Annotated in this window: 28 protein-coding genes; 20 read left to right on the plus strand and 8 right to left on the minus strand. The window is 71.5% G+C overall.

The genetic code is table 11. The features are described from left to right. Nucleotides 1-377: 377 nt before the first annotated feature. The 7 genes from LY12_RS06875 to LY12_RS06905 all read left to right on the plus strand — a co-directional run bounded on the left by LY12_RS06875 (nucleotide 378) and on the right by LY12_RS06905 (nucleotide 6418). Complete coding sequence (locus LY12_RS06875) at nucleotides 378-1751, plus strand: sensor histidine kinase (RefSeq protein WP_308292075.1); 1374 nt, start codon at nucleotides 378-380, stop codon at nucleotides 1749-1751. Further along, nucleotides 1748-2185, plus strand: a complete 438-nt coding sequence (locus LY12_RS06880; RefSeq protein ID WP_183785860.1) for a roadblock/LC7 domain-containing protein — start codon at nucleotides 1748-1750, stop codon at nucleotides 2183-2185. The genes LY12_RS06875 and LY12_RS06880 overlap by 4 nt, the downstream gene beginning before the upstream one ends. A gap of 64 nt (nucleotides 2186-2249) precedes the next feature. Beyond that, a complete protein-coding gene (locus LY12_RS06885) occupies nucleotides 2250-2591 on the plus strand; it encodes a DUF742 domain-containing protein (RefSeq protein WP_183653775.1) in 342 nt (113 codons plus the stop codon). Continuing rightward, a complete protein-coding gene (locus LY12_RS06890) occupies nucleotides 2566-3207 on the plus strand; it encodes a GTP-binding protein (protein ID WP_253854084.1) in 642 nt (213 codons plus the stop codon). Before LY12_RS06885 ends, LY12_RS06890 begins: the two co-directional genes overlap by 26 nt. Beyond that, nucleotides 3200-4429: a styrene monooxygenase/indole monooxygenase family protein gene (locus LY12_RS06895; protein ID WP_253854086.1), complete on the plus strand. Its 1230-nt coding sequence runs from the start codon at nucleotides 3200-3202 to the stop codon at nucleotides 4427-4429. Before LY12_RS06890 ends, LY12_RS06895 begins: the two co-directional genes overlap by 8 nt. Nucleotides 4430-4695: 266 nt before the next feature. Continuing rightward, nucleotides 4696-5280, plus strand: a complete 585-nt coding sequence (locus LY12_RS06900) for an Rv1733c family protein (protein WP_253854088.1) — start codon at nucleotides 4696-4698, stop codon at nucleotides 5278-5280. A gap of 142 nt (nucleotides 5281-5422) precedes the next feature. Beyond that, complete coding sequence (locus tag LY12_RS06905; protein ID WP_253854091.1) at nucleotides 5423-6418, plus strand: DUF3048 domain-containing protein; 996 nt, start codon at nucleotides 5423-5425, stop codon at nucleotides 6416-6418. Nucleotides 6419-6431: 13 nt separating this feature from the next. Here LY12_RS06905 and LY12_RS06910 read toward each other — a convergent pair whose 3' ends face one another. The 3 genes from LY12_RS06910 to LY12_RS06920 all read right to left on the minus strand — a co-directional run bounded on the left by LY12_RS06910 (nucleotide 6432) and on the right by LY12_RS06920 (nucleotide 8864). Beyond that, on the minus strand, nucleotides 6432-7343 hold the full coding sequence (locus LY12_RS06910; RefSeq protein ID WP_253854093.1) for a universal stress protein: 912 nt from the start codon (nucleotides 7341-7343) through the stop codon (nucleotides 6432-6434). 197 nt (nucleotides 7344-7540) lie between these two features. Further along, the gene (dprE2, locus tag LY12_RS06915) at nucleotides 7541-8284 is read right to left on the minus strand and encodes a decaprenylphospho-beta-D-erythro-pentofuranosid-2-ulose 2-reductase (protein ID WP_253854095.1); all 744 of its coding nucleotides are present in this window, start codon (nucleotides 8282-8284) and stop codon (nucleotides 7541-7543) included. Nucleotides 8285-8393: 109 nt separating this feature from the next. Continuing rightward, nucleotides 8394-8864 (minus strand): hypothetical protein, encoded by a 471-nt coding sequence (locus LY12_RS06920; RefSeq protein ID WP_253854097.1) that lies wholly within the window; start codon nucleotides 8862-8864, stop codon nucleotides 8394-8396. A 210-nt stretch (nucleotides 8865-9074) separates the two neighbouring features. Between LY12_RS06920 and LY12_RS06925 the strand changes: the two genes are divergently transcribed. Next, nucleotides 9075-9782 carry an MBL fold metallo-hydrolase gene (locus LY12_RS06925; RefSeq protein ID WP_253854099.1) on the plus strand — a complete coding sequence of 236 codons (708 nt, stop codon included), beginning with the start codon at nucleotides 9075-9077 and terminating at the stop codon, nucleotides 9780-9782. Nucleotides 9783-9812: 30 nt separating this feature from the next. Here the strand turns inward: LY12_RS06925 and LY12_RS06930 are convergent, their stop codons facing one another. Both LY12_RS06930 and LY12_RS06935 read right to left on the minus strand, forming a co-directional pair. Beyond that, nucleotides 9813-10211 (minus strand): pyridoxamine 5'-phosphate oxidase family protein, encoded by a 399-nt coding sequence (locus tag LY12_RS06930; protein ID WP_253854101.1) that lies wholly within the window; start codon nucleotides 10209-10211, stop codon nucleotides 9813-9815. Between the two features lie 88 nt (nucleotides 10212-10299). Next, nucleotides 10300-11169 (minus strand): IclR family transcriptional regulator, encoded by an 870-nt coding sequence (locus tag LY12_RS06935; protein ID WP_253854103.1) that lies wholly within the window; start codon nucleotides 11167-11169, stop codon nucleotides 10300-10302. 40 nt (nucleotides 11170-11209) lie between these two features. Between LY12_RS06935 and LY12_RS06940 the strand changes: the two genes are divergently transcribed. Continuing rightward, nucleotides 11210-12127, plus strand: a complete 918-nt coding sequence (locus tag LY12_RS06940) for an acetaldehyde dehydrogenase (acetylating) (protein ID WP_253854105.1) — start codon at nucleotides 11210-11212, stop codon at nucleotides 12125-12127. Then, nucleotides 12124-13152: a 4-hydroxy-2-oxovalerate aldolase gene (gene dmpG / locus LY12_RS06945; RefSeq protein ID WP_253854106.1), complete on the plus strand. Its 1029-nt coding sequence runs from the start codon at nucleotides 12124-12126 to the stop codon at nucleotides 13150-13152. Before LY12_RS06940 ends, dmpG begins: the two co-directional genes overlap by 4 nt. A gap of 12 nt (nucleotides 13153-13164) precedes the next feature. Here dmpG and LY12_RS06950 read toward each other — a convergent pair whose 3' ends face one another. Then, the gene (locus LY12_RS06950) at nucleotides 13165-13776 is read right to left on the minus strand and encodes a TetR/AcrR family transcriptional regulator (protein WP_253854109.1); all 612 of its coding nucleotides are present in this window, start codon (nucleotides 13774-13776) and stop codon (nucleotides 13165-13167) included. Between the two features lie 104 nt (nucleotides 13777-13880). Here LY12_RS06950 and LY12_RS06955 point away from each other — a divergent pair, with 104 nt between their 5' ends. The 4 genes from LY12_RS06955 to LY12_RS06970 all read left to right on the plus strand — a co-directional run bounded on the left by LY12_RS06955 (nucleotide 13881) and on the right by LY12_RS06970 (nucleotide 18944). Then, entirely contained in the window at nucleotides 13881-14855 is a 975-nt protein-coding gene (locus tag LY12_RS06955; protein ID WP_253854112.1) for an oxygenase MpaB family protein, read from the plus strand. A 102-nt stretch (nucleotides 14856-14957) separates the two neighbouring features. Next, nucleotides 14958-15977, plus strand: a complete 1020-nt coding sequence (locus tag LY12_RS06960) for an LLM class F420-dependent oxidoreductase (protein WP_253854114.1) — start codon at nucleotides 14958-14960, stop codon at nucleotides 15975-15977. Nucleotides 15978-16119: 142 nt separating this feature from the next. Further along, a complete protein-coding gene (locus LY12_RS06965; protein WP_253854116.1) occupies nucleotides 16120-17466 on the plus strand; it encodes an MFS transporter in 1347 nt (448 codons plus the stop codon). Next, nucleotides 17463-18944 carry a pyridoxal phosphate-dependent decarboxylase family protein gene (locus LY12_RS06970; RefSeq protein ID WP_253854118.1) on the plus strand — a complete coding sequence of 494 codons (1482 nt, stop codon included), beginning with the start codon at nucleotides 17463-17465 and terminating at the stop codon, nucleotides 18942-18944. The genes LY12_RS06965 and LY12_RS06970 overlap by 4 nt, the downstream gene beginning before the upstream one ends. Before the next feature lie 49 nt (nucleotides 18945-18993). Here the strand turns inward: LY12_RS06970 and LY12_RS06975 are convergent, their stop codons facing one another. Next, nucleotides 18994-19254 carry a type B 50S ribosomal protein L31 gene (locus tag LY12_RS06975; RefSeq protein WP_253854120.1) on the minus strand — a complete coding sequence of 87 codons (261 nt, stop codon included), beginning with the start codon at nucleotides 19252-19254 and terminating at the stop codon, nucleotides 18994-18996. 7 nt (nucleotides 19255-19261) lie between these two features. Then, nucleotides 19262-20518, minus strand: a complete 1257-nt coding sequence (gene mrf / locus LY12_RS06980) for a ribosome hibernation factor-recruiting GTPase MRF (RefSeq protein ID WP_253854122.1) — start codon at nucleotides 20516-20518, stop codon at nucleotides 19262-19264. A gap of 50 nt (nucleotides 20519-20568) precedes the next feature. On the opposite strand from mrf, the gene rpmB reads away from it, so the two are divergent. From rpmB to cobA, 6 genes are all read left to right on the plus strand, one after another. Then, nucleotides 20569-20805, plus strand: a complete 237-nt coding sequence (gene rpmB / locus LY12_RS06985) for a 50S ribosomal protein L28 (RefSeq protein WP_253854124.1) — start codon at nucleotides 20569-20571, stop codon at nucleotides 20803-20805. Continuing rightward, complete coding sequence (gene rpmG / locus LY12_RS06990; protein ID WP_253854126.1) at nucleotides 20805-20972, plus strand: 50S ribosomal protein L33; 168 nt, start codon at nucleotides 20805-20807, stop codon at nucleotides 20970-20972. The genes rpmB and rpmG overlap by 1 nt, the downstream gene beginning before the upstream one ends. A gap of 151 nt (nucleotides 20973-21123) precedes the next feature. Continuing rightward, nucleotides 21124-21429 carry a 30S ribosomal protein S14 gene (gene rpsN, locus LY12_RS06995; RefSeq protein WP_253854128.1) on the plus strand — a complete coding sequence of 102 codons (306 nt, stop codon included), beginning with the start codon at nucleotides 21124-21126 and terminating at the stop codon, nucleotides 21427-21429. 10 nt (nucleotides 21430-21439) lie between these two features. Further along, a complete protein-coding gene (gene rpsR / locus LY12_RS07000) occupies nucleotides 21440-21670 on the plus strand; it encodes a 30S ribosomal protein S18 (RefSeq protein WP_253854130.1) in 231 nt (76 codons plus the stop codon). Between the two features lie 55 nt (nucleotides 21671-21725). Further along, on the plus strand, nucleotides 21726-22178 hold the full coding sequence (locus LY12_RS07005) for an ankyrin repeat domain-containing protein (protein ID WP_253854132.1): 453 nt from the start codon (nucleotides 21726-21728) through the stop codon (nucleotides 22176-22178). A gap of 39 nt (nucleotides 22179-22217) precedes the next feature. Beyond that, nucleotides 22218-23465 (plus strand): uroporphyrinogen-III C-methyltransferase, encoded by a 1248-nt coding sequence (cobA, locus tag LY12_RS07010; RefSeq protein ID WP_253854968.1) that lies wholly within the window; start codon nucleotides 22218-22220, stop codon nucleotides 23463-23465. Nucleotides 23466-24188: the final 723 nt, after the last annotated feature.

Here is a 24188-nt window from a genome sequence, read left to right on the forward strand (position 1 = left end):
TGACGGTGGCACGGGCGGGCACACCACTCGCGAGGATCGCACGTCCGGCCGCCGACCGTCAGGGATTCGGCCACTCTAGGTGTGATCTGTGTGGCAGTACATGGGTCACGGACCGTGATTCGTGTCCCACGAACGGGTGCACGCCACACTTCTTTGCGGTGGTGAGAGTAAGGCATTACCGCGTGCGACAAGGCAGGGACTGCTGGTGGACATCGGCAGGGCCGTCTGCTTGCATAGGCCACCGTTGGTCGGGGGACATACGGCCGAATTCCGAGGCCCGTACGCGAGACTCAAGAAAGTGTGGACACCGAATGGCGAGGCGGGCGAGAGCGCGGGAAATTCTGGAGCGCTCGCGTGTGTTACTTGACCGCTCCCGGGTGGCGGCGGCACAGCTGCTGGATCCTCCGCGGCAGGACGGGGAGGGATCCGAAGGGACGGCGATCGCCGCTCTGGCGCAGCCGCTGCCGGCGCGCGGTGGCGAACAGCAGCAGGCCCTGGTCGACATGTGCGCGAACCTCGCGCTGCGTGACCTGAACCTGGTCGACACCCTGCTGCAGGAACTCGAGAAGATGGAGATCGACGAGGAGGACGAGCAGCGGCTGGGTCAGCTCTACCGCCTCGACCACCTTGCGGCGCGGCTGCGCCGCAACGCCGAGAACCTGCGGGTGCTCGCGGGTAAGGAGGCCGGCGGCCCGTCGACCGATGCGCTGTCGCTGGTGGACGTCGTGCGCGGCGCGATGTCGTCCATCGACCAGTACTCCCGCGTCACCATCGGGCGGGTCGCCTCGCTCGGCGTCGCCGGGTTCGCGGCTGAGGACATCAGCAGGCTCCTCGCCGAACTGCTGGACAACGCGGCGAACCAGTCGCCGCCCAACGCGCCGGTGCGGGTCAGCGCCCATCTGACCGACAGCGGCAGTGTGCTGCTGCGGATCGAGGACGAGGGCATCGGCCTTCCCCCGGAGCGGATGGACGATCTCAACCGGCGGTTGTCACCGTCCGAGACGGACGTCGACGACGTCATCGACGACGAGGCGGTCCGCAGCATGGGCCTGACCGTGGTACGGCGGCTGGCCGACCGGCACAAGCTGACCGTGTCGCTGGCCAACCGGCTGCCGAGCGGGACGACTGCCACGGTGCTGCTGCCGCTCGCGCTCGTCACCGAGGTGCCGGACGCGATGTGGTCGGGCAACGAGACGGTCTTCTATTCGCAGGGGCCGGGGCTGGTCGAGCCGGCCCCGGAGCCGCCGGAACGCTCCACGGGCGCGATCTCGGGCCAACTCCCGCAGCGCGTGCCGCAGCAGACCGGTGCGGCGGCGACCCCGCCACCGCCCGCGGCGGACACCACCGCGCCTGTCGCCGACACCACCGCGCCCGCGGCGGAACCGGCGCCGGTCGAGGAGCCGCCGTCGCCGCGCCCGCGGCCACGTCCGTCCTCGAACGCGACCGGCGGCACGACCGCGAGCGGGCTGCCCCGCCGGGTGTCGCAGAGCCTGAAGGACGCCAGCGCCGCCGGCGCGGGCTCCGGTGCCGGGTCGGGCACGGGTGACGAGCCGATGTCGGCGCCGGAGGACGTGCTCGAGGACCCGGTGTCGATGGAGGAGAGCCACGACCGGCTGCTGGCCGACCTGGACGCGTTCTCTGACGGCGAGCAGCTCGCCGCGGAGAACGCCGACGCGGGCCAGGACGGCGAGGACACCCCGCGAGCCAAGCACCGCAGGCTCGACGACGTGGGTGAGGAGTCGGCCGAGTGAATCCCCAGGTCTCAGGCAAACAGAACTTCGCGTGGTTGATCAACGACTTCGTCCGCAAGGTCCACGGGGTCACGCACGCGCTGATCATGTCCTCGGACGGTTTTCCGCTGACGGCATCCGACGAGGTCTCGACGGACGAGTCGGAGCAGCTCGCGGCGATCGCGAGCGGGATGCTCAGCCTCGCGCGCAACAGCGCGACGCTGTTCGACAAGGGCGGGTGTGAGCAGATCATCATCCGGCTCACCCACGGCTACTTCCTGTTCATGGGCATCGGCAACGGCGCCGGACTCGCCGTGCTGACCGGGCCCGACTGCGACATGAAGGTGGTGGCGTACGAGATGACCCAGTTCGTCCGGAACGCCGGCCACGCCCTGACCCCGGAAATCCGTGCCGACATGCGACGCGTGCTGACCGCCCGCAGGGCGCAGGCGTGACGACCCCACTGGTGAGGAAGTGACCACCGTGTCCACAGAGAATGGGGCCGGTCAGCCGAACCGGATGCGCAGCAAGCGGATCCGTCCTTACGCGCTCACCGGCGGCCGCACCAAACCGCGTTACGACCTGCTCGTCGAAACGCTGATTTCGGTGCCGCGTTATGACCCGAGCCTGGCCGACTCGCTGATGCCGGAGTCGCGTCGGCTGTACGAGCGTGCGCGCACGCGGGTGTCGATCGCCGAGCTGTCGGTGTCGCTGGGACTGCCGCTGGGCGTGATCCGCGTGCTGGTCAGCGACCTGGCGGCCCAGGGAGCGATCTACATCCACCCCACGGCGTACGCGTATGCGCACGATCGGAACGTACTCGAGAGGATCCTCGATGGACTCAAGCGGCTACCGGTCTGACGGCGCGCAGGCGGCCGCCGGCGGCGAGCCGGATGAGCTGGCGGTCTCGGCGAAGATCGTGGTGGCCGGCGGTTTCGGCGTCGGCAAGACCACCTTCGTCGGATCCGTGTCCGAAGTGCCGCCGATCAACAGCGAAGCCTGGATGACCGAGGCGGGCACGGGCATCGACGAGGCGCCCGGCACCGCCCAGAAGTCGACCACGACCGTGGCGATGGACTTCGGCAAGATCACGCTGCACAGCGACCTCCTGCTGTACCTGTTCGGCACGCCCGGCCAGGCGCGGTTCTGGTTCCTGTGGGACGACCTGTCTCGCGGTGCCTTGGGCGCCGTGGTGCTGGTCGACACCCGCCGGATCGACCAGTCCTTCGCGGCCATCAACTATTTCGAGAACGACTCGGACCTGCCGTTCATCGTCGCGGTGAACCGGTTCGACGGCGAGATGCACCACGACCTCGACGACGTCAGGGACGCCCTGGCTCTCGACGAGTCGATCCCGCTGGTGACCGTCGACGCGCGGGAGCCGAAATCCACGGCCGAGACGTTGCGTGAGCTGGTGAGCTACACGCTGGCGCTGGCCGAACTGTCTGACCCCGGGAGGGCACGAACGCATGCGTAAGATTCTGGTCGTCGGAGCCGGCCAGTCCGGGCTGCAGCTGGCGCTGTCGCTGCAGCAGCACGGATACGACGTCACCGTGATGTCGGCACGGACCGCGGACGAGATCCGCGGCGGCCGCGTGATGTCGACCCAGTGCATGTTCAACGACGCCTTGCAGACCGAGCGCAGCGAGGGCCTCAACCTGTGGGAGGCCGAGTGCGTCACCGTCGACGGGCTCGGTGTCTCGGTCGCGGGTGAGGACTCCAGCCGGGTGATGAACTGGATCGGCTGGCTCGACAACTACGGCCAGTCGGTGGACCAGCGCGTGAAGATGGCCGGCTGGCTGGAGCTGTTCGAACAGCGCGGCGGCAAGCTCGTCATCCACGGAGTGACGACGGCGGACCTGAACTCGCTGTCGACGATGTACGACCTGACCGTGGTCGCCGCGGGCAAGGGCGAGCTGGTGCAGCTGTTCGACCGTGACAACGAGCGCTCGGTGTGGACGAAGCCGCAGCGTGCCCTGTCGGTGGTGTACGCCCACGGCGTCGAGACCCGACCGGAGCACCCGAACAACCGCGCGGTGCGGTTCAACCTGATCCCGGGCGTGGGCGAACTGTTCATGATTCCGGGGCTCACGTTGAGCGGGAACTGCGAGATCATGTTCTTCGAGGGCATTCCCGGTGGGCCGCTCGACGTGTTCACCGATCGGCCCTCCCCGCAGGAGCACCTCGACCGCACGCTGTCGCTGATGAAGCAGTACGTGCCGTGGGAGTACGAGCGCGCGCGGGGTGCGGAGCTGACCGATGACCGCGCCACGCTGGCGGGCGGTTACACGCCGGTCATCCGGAAGCCGGTAGGCACGTTGCCGTCCGGTGGCAAGGTGCTCGGCATGGCCGACGTGGTGGTCGCCAACGACCCCATCACCGGGCAGGGCTCGAACAATGCGGCCAAGTGCGCCGACTCGTACCTGCGGTCGATCCTCGAGCGCGGGGACCAGCCCTTCGACGACGCGTGGATGACCGACACGTTCGAGACGTACTGGGAGTACGCCCAGCACGTCACCAACTGGACGAACGCGCTCCTCACGCCGCCGCCCCCGCACGTCATGGACATCCTGGGTGCGGCGCAGGAGAACCCGGTCGTGGCGAAGCGTTTCGCCAACGGCTTCTCCGACCCGTCGGACTACCAGCACTGGTTCATGGACCCGCAGAAGACGGCTGAATACCTGGCCAGCGTGTCCTGACCGGCGTCCCCATCGGCGGATGAGCCGGATGGGGTTCCCGGTCCGGCTCACGGCCGCTCCGGCTTCGGCATCACTACGGCGGGCCGGCACATCGTCGATGTGCCGGCCCGCCGTAGTCCGTTCGGAGACTCCTTCAGGTGGGATGCGCCTGCGATGAGTTGAATAGCCCGCAGCTCCGGCGGGAACATGACAGGCGCGGGACCTGCGGCGTGTTCCCGCCGCAGGGCGCACTCGGAGCGGCCGGAGAGGGGAGAACGGTGACAGGCGTGGGATCGGACGGACGGTTCACGCGGGCGTGGCGGCGGATTCGTCCGGGCAGGAACCCGCTGGCACGGAGTGGTGATCGCTGGGAGGGCAGGCTGCTGGCGATGATCGTGGTGCTGGTGATCGCGGCGGTGCCCGCGGCGGTCAGTTGGGGCGGTGACGTCTACGCGGGCAGGCTCGACGACGCGGCGCGCGATGCGGCCGCCACCCACCGGGTCACCGCCGAGCTGACCGCGAAGGCCCCGGTGTCGGCGACCGCAGGCCATGCGCACGATGTGCGTGCGCCGGCGCGGTGGACGGCGCCGGACGGCGGGGAGCGCACCGGTTCGGTGCCCGCCTACCGCGGCGCCACCCGTGGCACGGAGGTGACGATATGGGTCGACCACAGCGGGGCTGTCACGACGCCGCCGGTGACACGGACCGGTGCGATCGTCGACGGTGCGAGTGCCGGCGTGGCCCTGTGGCTCCTCGTCGCGGGGGCCTGTGGCCTCGGCTACGGCGCGTTCCGGACGCTGCTCACCCGGTCCCGGCAGGCCTGGTGGGACCGTGAATGGGAACGCGTGTCCCAGGACTGGGCCCGGCAGTGACGACATGATCGGTGCCAGCGCCCCGGACCGGTCCACGGCACCGCCGTGGCGGGCAGTGCTGTGGCGGATAGTGCCGCACGGGAATGCGGCGCTGCCCGCGGCTGTCGCGGTCCGTGCGGCCGGGCCTGCCGGGTAGACGGTCATGGCCGTGTCGCGCCCCGCGTTCCGGCTGCTGGCGGCGGTGGCCGTGTTCCTGATCGCCGCGCTCGCGGCGACGCTGCTGCTGCTCCGCGGCGGCGACGGCAACGGTGAGGATGCGGGCCGGGGTGGCGGCGGCGAGCCCACCCGCTCGGAACGGCAGAAACCGGAGGACGGCGGCCCGCCGCGGCGACCCGTCGTGGTCGTGAAGATCGACAACGTGGAGGAGGCGCGTCCGCAGACCGGACTGTCGGCGGCGGACATCGTGTACGTCGAGCCGGTCGAAGGCGGGTTGACCCGGCTGGCGGCGGTGTACGCGAGCAGACTGCCGGAGGTGGCCGGTCCGGTGCGCAGCGCCCGCGAGACCGACATCGCGCTCGTTCGCCAGTTCGGCAGACCGGTGCTGGTGTACTCGGGCGGTGCACCGGAGATCGAGCCGCTGCTGCGGCGTGCCCCGATCACGCTCGTGACCGACAAGACGCGGCCCGGCGCGTACTTCCGCGGCAACGACCGGCCCATTCCGCACAACCTGTACGTCCGCCCGCACCGGCTGCCGGGCCAGAACCGGGAGCGGGCACCGGAGCCGGTGACCGAGTCGGGAGCCGCCCCGGCCGGCGGTACACGGACCGACACCCGCACCGTCGACTTCCGTGCCGCGCGCTACCGGTTCACCTGGTCGCCCGGCGACGGCGGGTGGCGGGTGTCGTTCGACGGTGCGCCGCTGCGGACGCGCGAGGCGGGCGACGTCACGGCGGGCACGGTCGTCGTGCAGCGGGTCGCCGTGCGCGAGGGCCGGCAGGTGCGTGACTCCGGCGGACAGCTGTCGCCGGTCGCCGTCACGGTCGGCCGCGGTGAGGCGACGATCCTGCGCGACGGCAGGGCCTTCGACGGCACCTGGTCACGGCCGTCGGGCGGGGAGAAGACCACGTACCGCACCGGCGACGGACGGCGGATTCCCGTCGGCGAAGGGCCGGTGTGGGTGCTGCTCACCCCACGGTGACCGACCCAGCCCGTCAGCCGTCCTCGGGACGGGCGACCAACACGGGGCACCCGGCGTTGTGGATCAGGGCGTGGCTCGTCGAGCCGAGCAGCAGGCCGCGGAAACCACCGCGGCCGCGGCTGCCCACGACGACGAGCTGCGCTCGCTGGCTCCATTCGAGCAGTTCGTGCCGGGGCTTGTCCTTGACCAGTACCCGCTCCACGGGCACGTCGGGGTAGCGCTCACGCCAGCCCGCGAGGCGTTCGGCGAGGCGCCGCTCCTCGGTGTCACGCAGCGGTTCCCAGTCGACGTGTGTTTCGCGGAACGCGGAGGTGTCGGAATCGCTCCAGGTGTGCACCGCGACGAGCGCGACACTCCGGAACGAGGCCTCGTCGAACGCGCACCCCAGCGCGCGTTCGCTCAACGGGCTGCCGTCGACACCGACCACGACGGGCCTGCGATCGGGTTCGCCGGTGTCGCCGACGTCGCCCCGCACGGACACCACGGGGCTGTGGGCGTGGCCGACGAGTGCGATGGTCGTGGAGCCGACGATGAGGCCGGTGATGCTGCGGTGCGCCGACGTGCCGAGGACGAGCAGACGTGCGGACGCGGAGGCCTGGACCAGCGCCGGAATCGGCTGTTCCGGATCGAGCACCGTCTCCACGTCGAGCCGGGGCAGTCCGGATGCGGCGACGGTGTCGATGGCCGACTGCCGCGCTGCGTGCAGGAACTCCCACCGCTGACGGCGCAGTTCGGCCTTGAACGACTCGGGCGGCAGCATCGACTCGCCCGTGTACCGCTCCGGATACCCGGAGGCGTGCAGAATCTGCAGCGGTGCCCGCCGGACGGCCGCGGCCCGCGCCGCCCACTGCACTCCGCGCAACGCGGTTTCGGAACCGTCGGTCCCGACGACGACGGGTCCCTGGCCACGGCCTGTCTCGGTCATCGGCGGTCTCCGTTCGTGATCACGTCCGTTCGATGGTGACGGTACGCCACGGCCGGACGCGCGGCGCGCGGCGAAACTCCGCCCCGCGCCGGAACACGGCACCGAAGAACACGGCACCGAAGAACACGGTGCCGAAGAACACGGTGCCGATGAACCCTGGGCGCCGTGAGATGCGGCGCAGGCGGGGCGAGGGGCGTTCAGCGGGGGAGTCGTCGCCAGAGCGCACGCGGCAGCAGGCGCATGCCGAAGAACACCGGCTGCAGGATCCGTGGCACCCACACCGCGGCGCGGCCCGCCTGCAGGGCGGCGACGGTGGCGTCGGCGACCTGGTCCGGTGTACTGGAGAACGGAGCCGGGGACATGCCTTCGGTCATGCGTCCGACGACGAAGCCCGGCCGCACGAGCAGCAGGTGCACACCGCTGCCGGCGAGGGCGTCGGCCAGTCCGCTCGCGAACCCGTCGAGTCCGGCCTTCGCCGAGCCGTAGACGTAGTTGGCGCGCCGCACCCGGACCCCCGCGACCGACGAGAACACGACGAGACTGCCGCTGCCCTGGGCTCGCAGCAGGTTCGCCAGGTGGGTCAGGGCGCTGACGTGTGCGGTGTAGTCGGTGTGGACGATCTGCAGCGCGTGCGCCGCGTCGCGTTCGCCGCGTGCCTGATCGCCGAGGATCCCGAACGCCGTGATCACGACGCCGACCGGGCCGTGGGCGGTCATGATCTCGCCCAGCACCTCGGCGTGCCGCGCCGTGTCGTCGGCATCGAATTCGACCCGGGCCACGGACGTGGCCCCGGCGTGCCGGAGGGTCTGCTCCTGTTCGTCGAGATCGTGGCTGCGGCGCGCCGCGAGGACGACATCGGTCGCCCCGCCGCGGACGAGGCGCAGGGCGACGGCGAGGCCGATCTCGCTACGTCCGCCGAGGACGACGACGGTTCCGTTCATGACCGTCGATTGTGGCGGACGTGCGCAGCGGCGCCGACCGCGCGTCCCCGTCCGCCGACTGCATCCCGTCCGGCGACCGCGCATGCCGTGGCCACGACGGAATGCGGTCCTACACGCCGCGGGGCACCGTGCACCGGACCTGTGCCAGGCCGCTCTCGTCCGGGCTCGCCGTGCGCTGCTGTGCCACGACGTCGCCGTCGACGGTGATGCGGCACCGTACGGCGGGCCCGTCCGCCTGCCTGCTGGCCGCCGCCACCTGAATGCCGAGGTATCCGTCGCTGCCCGGCGGTTCGGTGAAGGAGTGATCGAACGGTTCGCCGCCGAGTGCCACCTGGGAGCCGCGGCCACCGCGGAGCACCCGCATCAGGGTGTCGTCCGGGCCGGAGACGAGGATGCGCACCGTGTGCGGACGGGCGGTCTCCGGTGCGGGGGAGGGGCCGTCCGCGGTGCGTGAGGGCGGGTGATGCGGCGCACGGTGGGCCTGGTCGACGGCGACCGGGTCGAGCGCCGCGCTCGCCGCGCCGGTGAACAGGATCGCGATGCCCAGCACCATGCCGGCGGTGGCACGCCCGATATGCATGAGAGGCCCTCCCCGCCGGCGGATTCAGGTCCCGGGATTGTCGCATCCGTGACCACCCGGCCACGCATCGCGGCCACCGATGCCGCCCGAACGGCCGCCACGGCCCCGGCGCCGCCGCACTCGGCGGACGTCGAGGCGGTGCGTGTGCGCGGCCGGGTACCCGGGACTGCGGCGGCGTACCCGCCGGGCGAGACCGGTAGCCTGCGCGCCATGTCCGATCGGCTGTACTTCCGCCAATTGCTCGCGGGCCGGGACTTCGCCGTGGGCGATCCCGTCGCGACCCAGATGCGCAACTTCGCCTACCTCATCGGGGACGCCGAGACGCGGGAGGCCGTGGTCGTCGACCCGGCGTACGCGGCAGGCGACCTGCTCGACACGCTGGCTGCCGACGACATGCGGCTGACCGGCGTGCTCGTCACGCACCACCACCCCGACCACGTGGGCGGCGACTTCATGGGTTTCTCGCTGCCCGGGCTGGCCGAACTGCTGGAACGGCAGCAGGTTCCGGTGCACGTCAGCGACGCCGAGGCCGAATGGGTCCGGCGCACCACGGGCGTGTCCGGCGATCTCGTTGCGCACGAGCACGACGACCGGCTCGAGGTCGGGGCCGTCGGCATCCGGTTGCTGCACACCCCGGGCCACACCCCGGGCAGTCAGTGCTTCCTCGTCGGCGACAAGCTCGTCGCGGGCGACACGTTGTTCCTGGAAGGCTGCGGGCGCACGGACTTTCCGGGCGGCGACGCCGACGCGATGTATCACAGCCTGCAGGCACTGGCGCGGCTGTCCGGTGACCCGGTCGTGCACCCGGGGCATCTCTACTCGGCCGAGCCGTCGGCGCCGCTGTCGGAGGTCACGGAGAACAACTTCGTCTACCGTGCCTCGTCGCTGGAGCAGTTCCGCGCGATGTTCGGCGGCTGACCCCGAGTCCGGAGCGGGACCGGGCCGCGGTCAGCGCATGCCGAGCCTGCGGGTGAGGGTGATCTCGAGGACGACCCGGTTGGGGTTGACGCGCGGCGTGCGGTATCGCTCGGCGTAGCGCCGTTCCGCCTCGCCGACCGCGTCGGCGTCGTCGCGCACGACGGCGCGCCCCTCGAGTGTCGACCACCTGCGGCCGTCGACCTGGCTCACCGCCACCGGCACGCCCTCGTGGCCGCCGCGGCGGACGTTGCGGGCCTTGACGCTGTCGCCGGAGCAGATGACCCGCGCGACGGCGAACTCCTCGTCGACGGTCACCCCGACGGGCACCACGTGGGGCGTGCCGTCGGCCCGCGGTGTCGTCAGCGTGGCGATGCGGCGTTCGCGCCAGAACTCGGTCACGTCGTCACTCGGCTCGGTGGTGTGGGCCATGGGCTCACCCTATTGGCCCGTGGTCCCGCCCTCGGGTCGGCCACCTGCCGCGTCGCCCCCAACGACGCGCCCTGACCGGGGCCGCCGTTCAGGGCAGCAGGCGGGACAGGGTCAGTGCGGCGGTGCGGACGGCCGGAGCGACGCGGTCGAGGCGCATCCGGTTCGTCCACCCGGAGAGCGACAGCGCGCCGACCGCGGTGCCGTCGGAGCCGAGCAGCGGCGCCCCGGCGCAGACCACGCCGACCCCGGACTCCTCCCTGTCGTAGGCGATACTGTCGCGGGCGATCGTGGCCAGCTGGGACCGGAAGAGTCCCGGCGCCGTCACGGTCCGCGGGCTGATCCGGCTCAGCCCGGCGGTGATCACATCGTCCACAACGGACTCCGCGGAGAAGGCCAGGATCGCCTTGCCGACGGAGGTGGCGTGCGCGGGAAACCGTCCGCCCACGCGTGACGGCAGTGTCGGTGCGTCGGGGCCGCGGAGAATGTCGAGGTAGACCACCTCGGTGCCCTCCAGGACGGCCAGATGCGCGGTGTTGCGGGTCGCCTCGCGCAGGTCGGCGAGATACGGCCGGGCAGCGTCGACCAGGCCCCGCTGGGCCACGGCGAGCTGGCCGATCTCGAACAGTTTCAATGCGAGTCGCAGTCTGCCCCTGCCCGCCGGTTCGAGCAGCCCCTCGTCGGCCAGGTGGGCGGTGAGCCGGTGCGTGGTCGACTTCGGCACGCCGGTCCGGCGGGCCAGTTCGGACACGCCGAGCGCCTCGTCGCCGGGGCGGAACGCGGACAGCAGCGCCGCCACCCTCGCCGCCGTCGAGGCGGTCCCGTCCGCCGGTGGGGTGCCGTGAGCCGGGGTCGCCCCGGCACCGTCCCGGGCCGTGGTGGGGCGCCGAACGGGGGAGGCGGGGTCATCGGCGCCGTTCGGGTCGCGGGCGACGTCGTTGTTCCGGTGAGCGGGACACATGCGTTGATCCTGGCGTATGCGGTGCCGCAGCGTCATCCCCATGAGCAGATCTCGAGCGGTGGCCGCGATCGTCGGCCCCGGCAACATCGGCACCGACCTGCTGGCGAAACTGCAGCGCAGCGAGCTCGTCGACGTGCGCTACATGGTGGGCGTCGACCCGGCCTCGGAAGGCCTGGCGCGCGCCGAGGCGCTCGGTGTGGAGGCCTCGGCGGGCGGCGTCGACTGGCTGCTGGCCCGGGACGCGACGCCGGACCTGGTCTTCGACGCGACGTCGGCGAAGGCGCACCTGGCGGCCGCACCGCGCTACGCCGAGGCCGGCATCAGGGCCGTCGATCTGACCCCGGCGGCGACCGGTCCGTTCACGTGCCCGGTCGTGAACCTGCAGGAGCACCTCGACGTGCCCAACGTGAACATGATCACCTGCGGTGGGCAGGCGACCATCCCGATCGTGCACGCGGTCAGCAGTGTCACCGCCGTGCCGTACGCCGAGATCGTGGCGTCCGTGTCGTCGCGGTCGGCGGGTCCGGGCACGCGCGCCAACATCGACGAGTTCACCGAGACGACGGGCCGCGGCCTCGAAGTCGTGGGCGGCGCCGAACGCGGCAAGGCGATCATCATCATCAACCCGATGGACCCGCCGATGATCATGCGGGACACCGTGTTCTGCGCGATCGACCCCGATGCCGACCGCACGGCCATCGCACGGTCCATTCACGACACGGTGCGGCGGGTGCAGGAGTACGTGCCCGGTTACACGGTGAAGGCCGAGCCGCAGTTCGACGACCCGCGCCCCGACTGGAACGGTCACGCCCGGGTCGGCGTGTTCCTGGAAGTGGCCGGGGGCGGCGACTACCTGCCCGCCTACGCCGGAAACCTCGACATCATGACCGCCGCGGCCGCGCGGGTCGGCGAGCTCATGGCGGAGCGGCTGCTCGAGAAGAAGGCGGTGCACGCATGACGGCCCCGGTCCGGATCGTGGACACGACCCTGCGCGACGGCAGCCACGCCATGGCGCACCGGTTCACCGAGCAGCACGTGCGGGACACCGTGCGCGCACTCGACAGCGCCGGGGTGTCGCTCGTCGAGGTCAGCCACGGCGACGGGCTCGGCGGGTCGACGTTCAACTACGGCTTCTCCCTCGTCGACGAAGCCGCGCTGATCGCCGCGGCCGTCGACGAGGCGCGGCAGGCACGGATCGCGGTGCTGCTCCTACCGGGGCTCGGCACGGTGACCGACCTGCGGGCCGCCGCGGACCTCGGCGCGGGTGCGGTGCGCATCGCGACGCACTGCACCGAGGCCGACGTGTCGGTACAGCACTTCACGGCAGCCAGGGACCTCGGCCTGGAAACCGTGGGATTCCTGATGCTCTCGCACATGTCCGAGCCGGAGGCGCTGGCGAAGCAGGCACGGATCATGGCCGACGCCGGCTGTCAGTGCGTGTACGTCGTCGACTCGGCGGGTGCACTGATCCTGGAGGACGCCTCGGACCGCGTCGCGGCGATCGTGGCCGAACTCGGCGACGACGCCCAGGTCGGCTATCACGGGCACCAGAACCTCAGCTTCGGCGTGGCCAACTCGGTGTTGGCCCACCGTGCGGGCGCCCGGCAGATCGACGGATCGCTCGTGGCGCTCGGCGCTGGCGCGGGCAACTCGCCGACCGAGGTGCTCGCCGCGACGTTCGACCGGCTCGGGGTCGAGACCGGCGTCGACAAGGACGTGTTGATGGACGCGGCGGAGAACGTCGTCAAGCCGTTCATCACGCGCCTGCCGGTCATGGATCGCTCGTCGATCGTGCAGGGATTCGGCGGTGTGTACTCGAGTTTCCTGCTGCACGCCGAACGGGCGGCCGAGCGGTACGGCGTGCCCGCGCACGAGATCCTCTATCGCGTCGGGGAGCGGCGCTACGTCGGCGGCCAGGAGGACATGATCATCGACATCGCACTCGAACTCGTGGCCGCCCGCGGGGACGCCGTGGGTGCGTGAGTGCGGGTGGGGTCAGCTGTGCAGCGCGTCGACACCGAGGACGAGCTTGACGCAGTGGGCCACGAGCCGGTCGCGGCCGACGTCGAGGGTGCCGTCGAGGTAGGCGGTGAACAGGTTGGCGAGTCCGCCCACCAGCGCGGTGGCTGTCATCGCGCGATCCTCCTCGTCGGTGCCCGCGGAGAGCTCGTCCCGTACGAGTGCGGCGAACATCGGGATGCGCTGTACCCCGCTGCGGCTCAGGGCGGGGTGGGACAGCGGCGCCAACAGCAGTACGCGGCCTTTGCGGGGGTCGTCGATGATCAGCTCGACGAAGGCGGTGACCGCGGCCTTCGCCCTGGCAGGACGATCCTCGGCGGGCGCGGACGCCACGGCGTCGACGAGGGCACGGTGGGCTTCGGCGGCCAGCGCGTCGTAGACGGCGACGATGAGTTCGTCGCGGTCGGCGAAGTTCTCGTAGAAGTAGCGTTCGGTGAGCCTGCTGTGGCGGCAGACCGCGCGCACGCTGAGGGCGGCGCCGTCGTCGGAGCCGAGCAGGGTCAGCCCGGAGTCGAGCAGCTGTCGCCTGCGGGCTGCCTTGCGGTCGGCCAGTGTGGTCCCCGCCCAGGTGCGGCTTTCGGTAGTCATGTGAACGTCCCTCGATTGACCACGGACGTTGTCGACCGTACCGTGAGCGCCGAAGTTGACAACGGTCGTAGTCACATTTTGGACCAGGACCAGGGGAGCAGGCGATGACGGAGGAGAGGACCCGGACCCCGCCGAAGGCCGCGGGTCGCGGCCCGGAGCCGCTCGGACCCGATTCGCTCACCTGGCGCATCTTCGGCGACTGGCGGGGACTGCTCATCGCGCTGTGGGCGGGCAGCATGCAGAACATGCACCCCGAACTCGGCGCAGGTGTCGAGGAGCACTCCCGGTTCTTCGACGAACGCTGGGAGCGGTTGTTCCGCTCGCTGTACCCGATCGGCGGCGTGATCTACGACGGTCCCCGTGCCCACGCCACGGCGCGGGAGGTGCGCGGCTATCACGACACGATCCACGGCACCGACAGGTTCGGCCGCCGATACCATGCCCTCAACCCCGACACGTTCTACTGGGCACACGCGACGTTCTTCGTCAGCACGCTGATCATCGCCGAGAACTTCATGGGCGGGCTCACCGAGGCGCAGCGGCGGCAGCTGTTCGACGAGCACAAGCGCTGGTACCGGATGTACGGCATGTCCATGCGGCCGGTGCCGGACACCTGGGAGGACTTCCAGGAGTACTGGGACCGCATGTGCCGCGACGTGCTCGAGGACAACAAGGCCACCCGCGACGTCCTCGACCTCTCTCGGATCGGCAGGCCGCCGCTGCTGAGGTGGCTTCCCGGTCCGCTGTGGACGCCGGTGCGGCCGCTGGTGCACCGGAGTTTCGTATGGCTCACGGTCGGCATGTACGACGCGGCGGTGCGCGAGCGGCTCGGCTACTCGTGGTCGCCGCGCGACGAGCGGCTGCACCGGCTGGTGGGCACGGCCATCCGGTTCGCGTTCCGCCTCGTTCCCTGGCAGCGGCGGTACCATCCGCGGGCGAGGGCGGGCTGGCGGCGGGCGCTCGGCATGGACCCGGCGGCAACCCCGACGGTCGAGACACCGCCCCGGAACCTGCCGCCCGAGTCGGAGCGGTCCCTGCCCATCCACTACGTGCCCGCCGAACACCGGCCCACGGGCTGACCGACGACCCCGGCCCGGCAGCGGCACCCGACACAGCAGCGCCCACCACAGCGGCACCGAAGACAGGCATCCGACGACAGCGCGGTTGAAGGAGAATGCGACGTGAAGCTCGGTTACCACCTCGGGTACTGGTCGTCCGGGCCGCCGGACGGGGCGCTCGAGGCGATCACGACGGCCGAACAGCTCGGGTTCGACTCGGTGTGGACCGCCGAGGGTTACGGTTCCGACGCCCTCACCCCGCTCGCCTGGTGGGGATCGGCGACCTCCCGCGTCACGCTCGGCACCGACATCGTCCAGCTGTCGGCGCGCACGCCGACGGCCACCGCGATGGCCGCGCTGACCCTGGATCACCTCTCCGGCGGGCGGTTCGTCCTCGGGATCGGCGCGTCCGGACCGCAGGTCGTCGAAGGGTGGTACGGCCAGCCGTACCCGAGACCGCTCGCCAGGACGCGCGAGTACGTCGACATCGTGCGGCAGGTCGTCGCCCGCGAGGAGCCGGTCACCCACGACGGCAGGCAGTATCAACTGCCGTTGCAGGGCGGTACCGGCCTGGGCAAGGCGCTCAAGTCCACGGTGCACCCGCTGCGCCCGCGCATCCCGATCCACCTCGCCGCCGAGGGCCCGAAGAACGTGGCGCTGTCGGCGGAGATCTGTGACGGCTGGCTGCCGCTGTTCTTCTCACCGAAGAGCGACGCGTTCTACCGCGCGGCCCTGGACGAGGGCTTCGCCGCACGCGGGCACCGGCCGGACGATTTCGAGGTCGCCGCGTCGGTCCCGGTGATCGTGCACGACGACGTCGAACAGGCCGCGGCGCTGATCAAACCGTCGTTGGCGCTCTACATCGGCGGGATGGGTGCCAAGGACGTCAACTTCCACCACGACGTGTTCGCGCGCATGGGCTATGCCGACGTCGCCGACAAGGTCCAGGACCTGTACCTCGCAGGCCGCAAGGACGAGGCCACCGCAGCGATCCCGACGTCGCTGGTCGAGGACACGTCGCTGATCGGCCCGCCCGCGAAGATCCGCGACGAGCTGCAGGCGTGGGAGGAGACGGTCGTGACGACGCTGCTCGTCCGCGGGGACGCCGCGACGCTGCGCCGGGTCGCCGACGCGCTGTCCTGACCCGCCGAACCGCGCCCGTTCACCGAACCACGCACCCCGACCGCCGCCGGCCGAGCCACACCGCCGGCGCACGGCGGGGTCGCATTCGGGTGAGGCGGTGCGGGTGACACGATTCCTCCACTCACATCGTCCGAGGAGGAACATGTCGGCGCTGGGCACCAGGACCCGTCTCGGATACTCGCTCGGGTCGTTCGCCACGGGCGCGTTCGGGACGGTGCCGGGGCTGCTGTTGTTGCCGTACCTGACCGACACCATGGCCGTGCCCGCCGCGCTGGCGGGGGCGATCGTGCTGTTGCCCAAGGCATGGGACGTGCTGTTCAATCCGGTGGCCGGTCGGATCTCGGACGGCGTGCTGCGCAAGCACGGCAGCCGCAGGCCGTTCCTGCTGGCCGGGGGACTGGTCCTGGCGGTCTGCTTCGCCGCGCTGTTCGCCGGGCCGGGGCTCGGCTCCACGGCCGCGGACGCGGGGTACGTCGTGGTCGTGTTCTTCGTGTGTGCCACGGCGTTCGCGTTCTTCCAGGTTCCGTTCAACGCACTGCCCGCGGAGCTGACCGAGGACTACCACGAGCGCACACGGTTGACGACCTGGCGCATCGGCGTGCTCGCACTGGCGATCCTCGTCTCCGGTGCGGTCGCACCGGCCATCGCGAGCGGGCTCGGCGGCACCACCGGCTACCGCGTCATGGGGGTGTTCGTCGGCGTGCTCATCGCGCTCGGCGCGGTCGCCGTCTACACGGGCACCCGTGGCGCGCCCGTCGGCAGGCTGCGCGAACCCACGCCGGGCTGGCGCGAGCTGCTGCGGACCATGCGGTCCTGGCGCGCGTTCCGCTGGCTGCTGGCGGTCTACTTCCTGCAGGCGCTCGGCGTCGCGACGCTGCTGGCCGGTGTCAACTACGTGGCGCGGTACGTGCTCGGCGACCCCGATCTGCAGTCGATGCTGTTCGCGGGGTTCGTCGGCCCCGCACTGCTGGTCATGCCCGTGTGGGACCGCATCGGCCGCAGCGGTGGCAAACTCACGGGCTTCCGGGTGTCGTCGGTGCTGCTGGCCTGCGCGCTGGCCGCTCTCGCGTTCGCCCCACTGATGGCGACCCCGGCGGTGTTCGTCTTCGTCGCGGTCGCCGGTGTGGGCTATGCCGGCATCCAGGTGTTCCCGCTGGCCATCCTGCCGGACCTGATCTCGGCCGAGGAGGAGCGGACGGGCGCCACCAGGGCGGGGATCACGGCGGGCGTCTGGACCGCAGCCGAGACGCTCGGTCTCGCCGTCGGGCCCGGTCTGTTCGGGCTCGTGCTGGCCATCGGCGGATACGTCTCGAGCGGGCAGGCGACGGCGACCCAGCCCGAGAGCGCCGTCACGGCGATCACCCTCGGCTTCTCGGTGCTGCCTGCCGTGTTCGTCGCGCTCGCGCTGCCCCTGCTGCGACGGAGCGTCCTCGGCGACCGTCGGCCCCAACGGGACGCGGGCGCGGCGACCGGGGGAGGAGGCGCGTGATCCCCGGCGCGAATCCCGATGCGACCGGTGTCGAGGAGGTGCTCGCCGAACTCGCCCTGCTGCGGCGCGGTGACGCACCGACCCACGGTGGCCGCACGCTCGCCTACGTCTACGACAGCGGTCTCGCCGAGCTCGACGAACTCGCCGCACGCGCGCACGCGGCGGCCGGCTCGGCCAACGGCCTCGACCCGACGGCGTTCCCCAGCCTGCTGCGCATGGAGAACGACCTGGTCGGCGCGGCGATACGGCTGCTGGGCGGGGAACCGGGCGCGGTCGGGACGCTGACGTCCGGTGGCACCGAGTCGTGCCTGCTGGCCGTACTGGCCGCGCGGGAGGGACGGCGGGACGTCGCGGACCCGTCGATCGTCGTCCCATCGACGGTGCATGCGGCGTTCCGCAAGGCGGGGCACCTGTTCGGTGTCCGCGTCGTCGGTGTGCCGGTGGATCCCACGACCTTCCGTGCCGATCCGGCCGCGACGGCCGCGGCTGTCGACGACACCACCGTGCTCGTCGTCGGGAGCGCGCCGTCGTACGCCCACGGCGTCATCGACCCGATCCCGGAGCTCGCCGCAGTGGCCGGGGAACGCGGCGTGCGCATGCACGTCGACGCGTGCATCGGCGGCTGGGTGCTGCCGTACCTGCGCCGCGACGGCGCGCGCGGCGGGCCCGGCGCGTTCGATCTGTCGGTGCCCGGGGTCACGAGCCTGTCGGTGGACCTGCACAAGTACGCCTACTGCGCGAAAGGCGTGTCGGTGCTGCTGCACGCCGATCCGGAGCTGCGCCGCGGACACTACTTCGCGAGCGCCGACTGGCCTGGCTACACGATGCTCAACCCGACGTTGCAGTCGACCCGGTCGGGTGGGCCGCTGGCCGCGGCGTGGGCTGTCGTGCGCCACGTCGGCGACGACGGCTACGCGCGGCTGGCCCGATCCGCCCGCACCGCCGCCGAGCGGATCCGCGACGGGATCACCGCGGTCGACGGGCTGCGGGTGCTCGGCGATCCCGATGCGACACTCCTGGCCGTCGCGTTGGACGGCGAGCCGGGTTTCGACCTGTTCACGGTCGCCGATGAACTCGCCGCGCGCGGCTGGCACGTGCAGCCGCAGTTTCCCCACGAATCCTCGCCCGCCAACCTGCACCTGACGATCACGGCCGTGAACCGCGGCCACGAGGACGCGCTGGTGACGGCGGTGCGCGAGGCGGTGGCGGCAGCGCGGGCCGCAGGCCCCGTCACGCTCGACGCCGACCTGCGTGCCCTCATCGGTGTTCTCGACCCGGACACACTCACCGCCCGGCAGTTCGCCGACGTGCTCGCCGCGGCCGGTCTGGACACGGGTACCGGCGACGGTGCCGACCCCGGCCGTCCGATCCGGTTGCCGGACCGGATGGCCGGGATCAACACGATGCTCGCCGCGGCGTCGCCGCGGTTGCGGGAACGACTGCTCGCCGAGTTCCTCGGGCTGCTCTACCGGCCGTGATCGGTGCCCGCGGTCACCGCCCCGGCCTGCCGCGTCACCCTGCGCGTCGCTACTGCCGCCCCGGCGAGGTGCCGCCGTAGCGGCGGCGGAACTTCTCCACCTGCCCCGCGCTGTCCATGATGCGCTGCGTACCCGTCCAGAACGGGTGTGATGCGGAGCTGATCTCGACGGTCACGAGCGGGTAGGTCGTGCCGTCCTCCCACTCGATCGTGCGGTCCGAGGTCGCCGTGGACCGGGTCAGGAACCGGTCTCCGGTGTTGGCGTCCTGGAAGACCACCGGGTGGTACTCGGGGTGGATGTCGGGTTTCATCGGTGCGTCACCTCTCGTCGTGTCGGATCGTCGGGCCATCGCCGGCGCCTGCGGGTTCGGCGCCTGCGGTGTCGTCGTCACGGGACTCGTCGTGCCCCGCGGCGAACGGATCGGGGTAGTGATGCCAGGCCTCCGGTCCTTCGGCGAGTTCGGCGTCGGTGAGGAGTGCCCCGCGCAGGGTGCGGTCGATGTCGGCCGGATCGGCCCGATGGGCGAGCACGGCGAGTTCCTGCACGCGGTCACCCCACACCGGGTCCCAGCGGAGCGCGGCGAAGGTGCGGCGTTCCGGCGAGACGTCGTCCCAGCCGGGACCGTGCGGCGAGTCCAGCCAGCTGCCGGCGAGGCGGATGCCCAGACCACCGCCCGCGGACTCGACCCACAGGTGATCGTCGGGCCTGCCCGCCAGCCACGCGCGGCCCCGCGTGCGCACGACACCGTCGAGCAGGACGTCCAGTGCCTCGTGCAGCCGTTGCGGATGGAACGGGCGCTGCGCGGTGAACGTCAGGAACGTGACGCCGCAGTCCGGGTCGAGCGGCGGCTGTCCGGTCACCAGCGGACCGTGCGGGTCGCGGGGCGTTCCCCGGTGGCCGTCGCCGGGCACGGCGCCCAGTAGCCGGGCGGTGTCGGCGCCGCAGAGGTCCAGCAGCGCCGCGCGCGGTGCCAGCCGCTGGAGGACGGCGCCGGTGCGGGCCGCGGTCCAGGCGTCGGGAGCCTCGCCCGCCAGCACGAGGACGTCGGCGAACTCCGCCTGGGCCACCGCCACCTGGGCCAGGGTCCGGTCGTCGTCGGGCCCGGCGTGGAGGTCGAGTTCGCCGAGCGCCGCGTCGCCGGTGGCCGCCCCGAGCCAGGATTCCTGGTCGATCGCCGTGATCACGGCCTCCACCTCGACGTCCGCTGTGATGGGTGTGTCGTCAACGAGGGCCGTGTGCAGTTCGCGGCACACCAACTCCGGCTCCAGTGCCTCGTCCAACCGGACGACGATGCGTTCCACCTCGGGCCTGCGGGACAGCGCACGCAGGAGCGGCAGCAGGTCCTGGCGCAGCGTGCAGGACACGCACCCGTGGTCGAGCGGCACGCTCCCGATCCGTTCCGCCGAGCCGAGGCGGACGAGCCGCCGGATGACGCCGTCGTCGGCGTGGCGCAGGTCGTGGTGGACGAGGGCGGTCCCGGGGGTGTCGGCGGTGAGCCGGTCGGCGAGCAGCCGGACCGGCGGCTCGGCGAGACCGGTGAGCAGGACCAGGGGTGTGCGGTGCGGATCGATCACGTCGTGTACTGTAAATGAAAACGATTATCAACACCAACTAGGGAGGGTCGATGTCGTCGATCTGCCAGGTCACCGGCCGCGCGCCGGGCTATGGCAAGCAGGTCTCGCACTCGCACCGGCGCACGTCGCGGCGCTGGGAACCGAACATCCAGAAGCGCCGTTACTGGGTTCCGTCGGAGAACCGCTGGGTCCGGATCCGGGTCTCGGTGAAGGGCATGAAGACGATCGACAAGCGCGGGATCGACGCCGTCGTGGCGGACCTGCGCTCGCGAGGGGAGAAGCTCTGATGGCGAGCACCACCGACGTGCGCCCGATCGTCAAGCTGCGGTCCACGGCGGGGACCGGCTACACGTACGTGACCCGCAAGAACCGGCGCAATGATCCCGACCGCATGGTGCTGCGCAAGTACGACCCCGTCGCGCGCAAGCACGTCGAGTTCAGGGAGGAGCGTTGATGAGTGACGATCGCGGAGCCCCCTGCTCGTCGGCGCGACCGGGTGCGGGTGTCCCGCAAGACGCAGGAGCGCTGATGAGTGACGATCGCGGAGCCCCCTGCTCGTCGGCGCGACCGGGTGCGGGTGTCCCGCAAGACACCGAGGAGCGTTGATGGCCAAGAAGTCGAAGATCGCGAAGAACGAACGGCGCAAGGTCGTCGCGGCGCGTCATGCCGAACGTCGTGCGGCGCTCAAGGAGACGATCCGTTCGCCGCGGAGCAGCCCGGAGCAGAAGAGCGCAGCCGTGTCGGCGTTGCAGCAGCTGCCGCGTGATGCGAGCCCGACGCGGATCCGGAACCGTGACGCCGTCGACGGCCGTCCGCGCGCCTACTACGGCGCCTTCGGTCTCTCCCGGATCCGGTTGCGCGAGATGGCCCACCGGGGCGAGCTGCCGGGTGTGAGCAAGTCGAGCTGGTAGGAGGAGATCAGTGAAGCCTGCACCGCAGAAGCGCCGCAAGCGGAACCTGCTGCGCGCCGAGGGTGTCGAGTTCGTCGACTGGAAGGACACCGCTCTGCTGCGGAAGTTCGTGTCCGACCGTGGCAAGATCCGCGCCCGACGGATCACCGGCCTGACGCCGAGGGAGCAGAAGGACGTCGCGCGGGCGATCAAGAACGCCCGAGAGATGGCATTGCTGCCTTATCCCGTGAAGAAGGGCTGAGCACTCCACGTTCCGGCGCCGGGCGCTGTGCGCCGGAACGTGGCACCCTGGCCGCATGACGGAGCGGCAGCGAGACACCGCACCCGGTGGGGCCGGCAGCGCCGGAGGGCCGCCCGCCGCGGCGTGCGAGATCGACCCGGAGCTGCTGGAACTCGCGGCGCGCGTGTTCGACTTCGCACGTGGCGGTGAGACCGACACGCTGGCCGCCTACGTCGACGCGGGTGTGCCGGTGAACCTGTCCAACGACAGCGGTGACACGTTGGTGATGCTCGCCGCGTACCACGGCCACGCCGGGACGGTCGCCGCACTGCTGCAGCGGGGTGCCGATCCCGACCGGCTCAACGACCGCGGCCAGAGTCCCCTGGCCGGTGCCGTGTTCAAGGGCGAGGCCGACGTGGTGCGTGCGCTGCTCGACGGCGGAGCCGATCCGGAGGCCGGTCAACCCACCGCGGTGGAGACCGCTCGGATGTTCGGGGCAGAGGAACTGCTCACGTTGCGTGGGCCCTGAGCGCATCGACCGGACAGGATATGCGTCATGCTGACTGGCATGGCGCAGGAGGAGCACTACCTGGTCGGACTCGACCTCACCGGACGGCGCGTGGTCGTCGTGGGCGGCGGCACCGTCGCTCAGCGGCGGCTGCCACGCCTGGTCAAGGCGGGAGCCGTCATCGAACTCGTCTCCCCGGACACGACCCCGTCGGTCGGGGCGATGGCGGACGAGGGTGAGATCACCTGGACCCGGCGGGAGTACACCGACGGTGATCTCGCCGACGCCTGGTACGCCCTGGCCTGTACGGACGACGCCGAGGTCAACGCCGCGGTGTGCGCCGAGGCCGACCGCAGGCGGATCTTCTGCGTGCGCGCCGACTCCGGCCCCGACGGCAGTGCCGTGACACCGGCCGTGGGCGGCAACGACGGCGTGCTCGTGGGCGTGCTGTCCGGTGGCGAACCGCAGCGCTCCGCCGTTGTGCGCGACAGTCTGCTGGACGCGTTGCGCTCCGGCGCCGCGGCGGATCCCGGGCCCGGCTACGGCCACGACGCGGCCGACGGCCTCCGCCGTCCCGACCCCGGTGTGGCGCTGGTCGGTGGTGGACCCGGCGACGCCGAGCTGATCACCGTGCGCGGCCGCAGGCTGCTGGCACGCGCCGACGTGGTCGTCGTCGACCGGCTCGCGCCGCGCGAACTGCTCGACGAACTGCCGCCGCACGTCCAGGTGATCGACGCGGCGAAGATCCCTTACGGCCGCGCGGCCAGCCAGGACGTCATCAACAGCGCACTGATCGACAACGCGAAGGCCGGCAAGTTCGTCGTCCGTCTCAAAGGCGGCGACCCGTACGTGTTCGGCCGCGGTTTCGAAGAGCTGCTCGCCTGTGCGGAAGCCGGGGTGGCCGTGTCGGTCGTCCCCGGCATCACCAGCGCGTTCGCCGTTCCGGCTCTGGCCGACGTGCCGGTGACCCACCGCGGTGTCACGCACGAGGTCGTCGTCGTGTCGGGGCATGTGCCGCCGGACCACGAGACGTCCCTGACCGACTGGGATGCCCTGGGCCGCATGCGCGGCACGATCGTGCTGATGATGGGCGTCGAGCGCATCGACCGGTTCGCCGATGCGCTGATGACCGCGGGCAGGCCGGGTGACACTCCGGTCGCGATGATCCAGGACGGCACCATGCGCACGCAGAAGGTGTTGCGTTCGACGCTGAAGGAAGTGGGCGCGGACGCCGCTCGGGAGGGGATGCGGCCGCCCGCGGTGACGGTGATCGGCCCGGTCGTCGACCTGCTCGGTCAGGAGTCCTGACCTCCGCCGCCGTCCCGGTGGTGTGACCACCCGCTGCCGGGACGGCTCGCCGTCGGTGCGGTGTGTGTTCGCCCGGTACCGGCGGGGCTGCCCGGGTCGCCGTCGTCGCGATGTTCGTGGCTTCACGACCGTGTCTTCGGGGCCGTGTTCTCACGACCGTGTTTTCGGGCCGTGACTCGCTCTCGGGGCTGTGACTCCGGGCTGTGACTCCGGGCTCTGACTCCGTGGTCGCGTGCTCCTGGCCAAGAGCCGTCGTCGTCAACGGCCTCGTGGGCAACGGCTCCGTGGTATTGGCCCCGTCCTCATGGCCTCATGGCCTCATGGCCTCATGGCCTCATGGCCTCATGGCCTCGTGGTCACGGGTTCGCGGTGTCGGTGTGGGGCGGCCGTGTCCGCGGCGCCGGTGCCCTCCGGCGTGCCGTTCCGCTGCCGCGATGCGTTCGTCGATCGAGGGTCCGGTGTCGTCCCCGCCCGCGCCCTTGTCGTCTTCGAGTCGGTGTTGTCTCCCAGCCGGTGCCGTCTCCGAGTCGTGGTCGGCGTGTGGCCGCAGCCGACGGTGCCGCGGTCGGTCCCGGCGTCCGGCGGCGCCGGGCGCGAGTTCGCAGCAGCGTCCCCCGGATGCACGACACGCGCCCCTGGATTCGCAACACGCGCCCCCGGATGCGCAACACGCGCCCTTGGAGGCGCAACACGGGCTGGGTCTGGAACCGGCGTGCGGCGGTG

This window comes from Prauserella alba, assembly GCF_024171735.1.
GTDB lineage: Bacteria > Actinomycetota > Actinomycetes > Mycobacteriales > Pseudonocardiaceae > Prauserella > Prauserella alba.

Excerpts from the sequence above, each read along its gene's own strand:
- LY12_RS06885 (WP_183653775.1), top strand. The coding sequence starts at position 2,250 with ATGCGCAGCAAGCGGATCCGTCCTTACGCGCTCACCGGCGGCCGCACC.
- LY12_RS06890 (WP_253854084.1), top strand. The coding sequence starts at position 2,566 with ATGGACTCAAGCGGCTACCGGTCTGACGGCGCGCAGGCGGCCGCCGGC.
- LY12_RS06895 (WP_253854086.1), top strand. The coding sequence starts at position 3,200 with ATGCGTAAGATTCTGGTCGTCGGAGCCGGCCAGTCCGGGCTGCAGCTG.
- LY12_RS06905 (WP_253854091.1), top strand. The coding sequence starts at position 5,423 with ATGGCCGTGTCGCGCCCCGCGTTCCGGCTGCTGGCGGCGGTGGCCGTG.
- LY12_RS06910 (WP_253854093.1), bottom strand. The coding sequence starts at position 7,343 with ATGACCGAGACAGGCCGTGGCCAGGGACCCGTCGTCGTCGGGACCGAC.
- dprE2 (WP_253854095.1), bottom strand. The coding sequence starts at position 8,284 with ATGAACGGAACCGTCGTCGTCCTCGGCGGACGTAGCGAGATCGGCCTC.
- LY12_RS06920 (WP_253854097.1), bottom strand. The coding sequence starts at position 8,864 with ATGCATATCGGGCGTGCCACCGCCGGCATGGTGCTGGGCATCGCGATC.
- LY12_RS06925 (WP_253854099.1), top strand. The coding sequence starts at position 9,075 with ATGTCCGATCGGCTGTACTTCCGCCAATTGCTCGCGGGCCGGGACTTC.
- LY12_RS06930 (WP_253854101.1), bottom strand. The coding sequence starts at position 10,211 with ATGGCCCACACCACCGAGCCGAGTGACGACGTGACCGAGTTCTGGCGC.
- LY12_RS06935 (WP_253854103.1), bottom strand. The coding sequence starts at position 11,169 with ATGTGTCCCGCTCACCGGAACAACGACGTCGCCCGCGACCCGAACGGC.
- LY12_RS06940 (WP_253854105.1), top strand. The coding sequence starts at position 11,210 with ATGAGCAGATCTCGAGCGGTGGCCGCGATCGTCGGCCCCGGCAACATC.
- dmpG (WP_253854106.1), top strand. The coding sequence starts at position 12,124 with ATGACGGCCCCGGTCCGGATCGTGGACACGACCCTGCGCGACGGCAGC.
- LY12_RS06950 (WP_253854109.1), bottom strand. The coding sequence starts at position 13,776 with ATGACTACCGAAAGCCGCACCTGGGCGGGGACCACACTGGCCGACCGC.
- LY12_RS06955 (WP_253854112.1), top strand. The coding sequence starts at position 13,881 with ATGACGGAGGAGAGGACCCGGACCCCGCCGAAGGCCGCGGGTCGCGGC.
- LY12_RS06965 (WP_253854116.1), top strand. The coding sequence starts at position 16,120 with ATGTCGGCGCTGGGCACCAGGACCCGTCTCGGATACTCGCTCGGGTCG.
- LY12_RS06975 (WP_253854120.1), bottom strand. The coding sequence starts at position 19,254 with ATGAAACCCGACATCCACCCCGAGTACCACCCGGTGGTCTTCCAGGAC.
- rpmB (WP_253854124.1), top strand. The coding sequence starts at position 20,569 with ATGTCGTCGATCTGCCAGGTCACCGGCCGCGCGCCGGGCTATGGCAAG.
- rpmG (WP_253854126.1), top strand. The coding sequence starts at position 20,805 with ATGGCGAGCACCACCGACGTGCGCCCGATCGTCAAGCTGCGGTCCACG.
- rpsN (WP_253854128.1), top strand. The coding sequence starts at position 21,124 with ATGGCCAAGAAGTCGAAGATCGCGAAGAACGAACGGCGCAAGGTCGTC.
- LY12_RS07005 (WP_253854132.1), top strand. The coding sequence starts at position 21,726 with ATGACGGAGCGGCAGCGAGACACCGCACCCGGTGGGGCCGGCAGCGCC.
- cobA (WP_253854968.1), top strand. The coding sequence starts at position 22,218 with ATGGCGCAGGAGGAGCACTACCTGGTCGGACTCGACCTCACCGGACGG.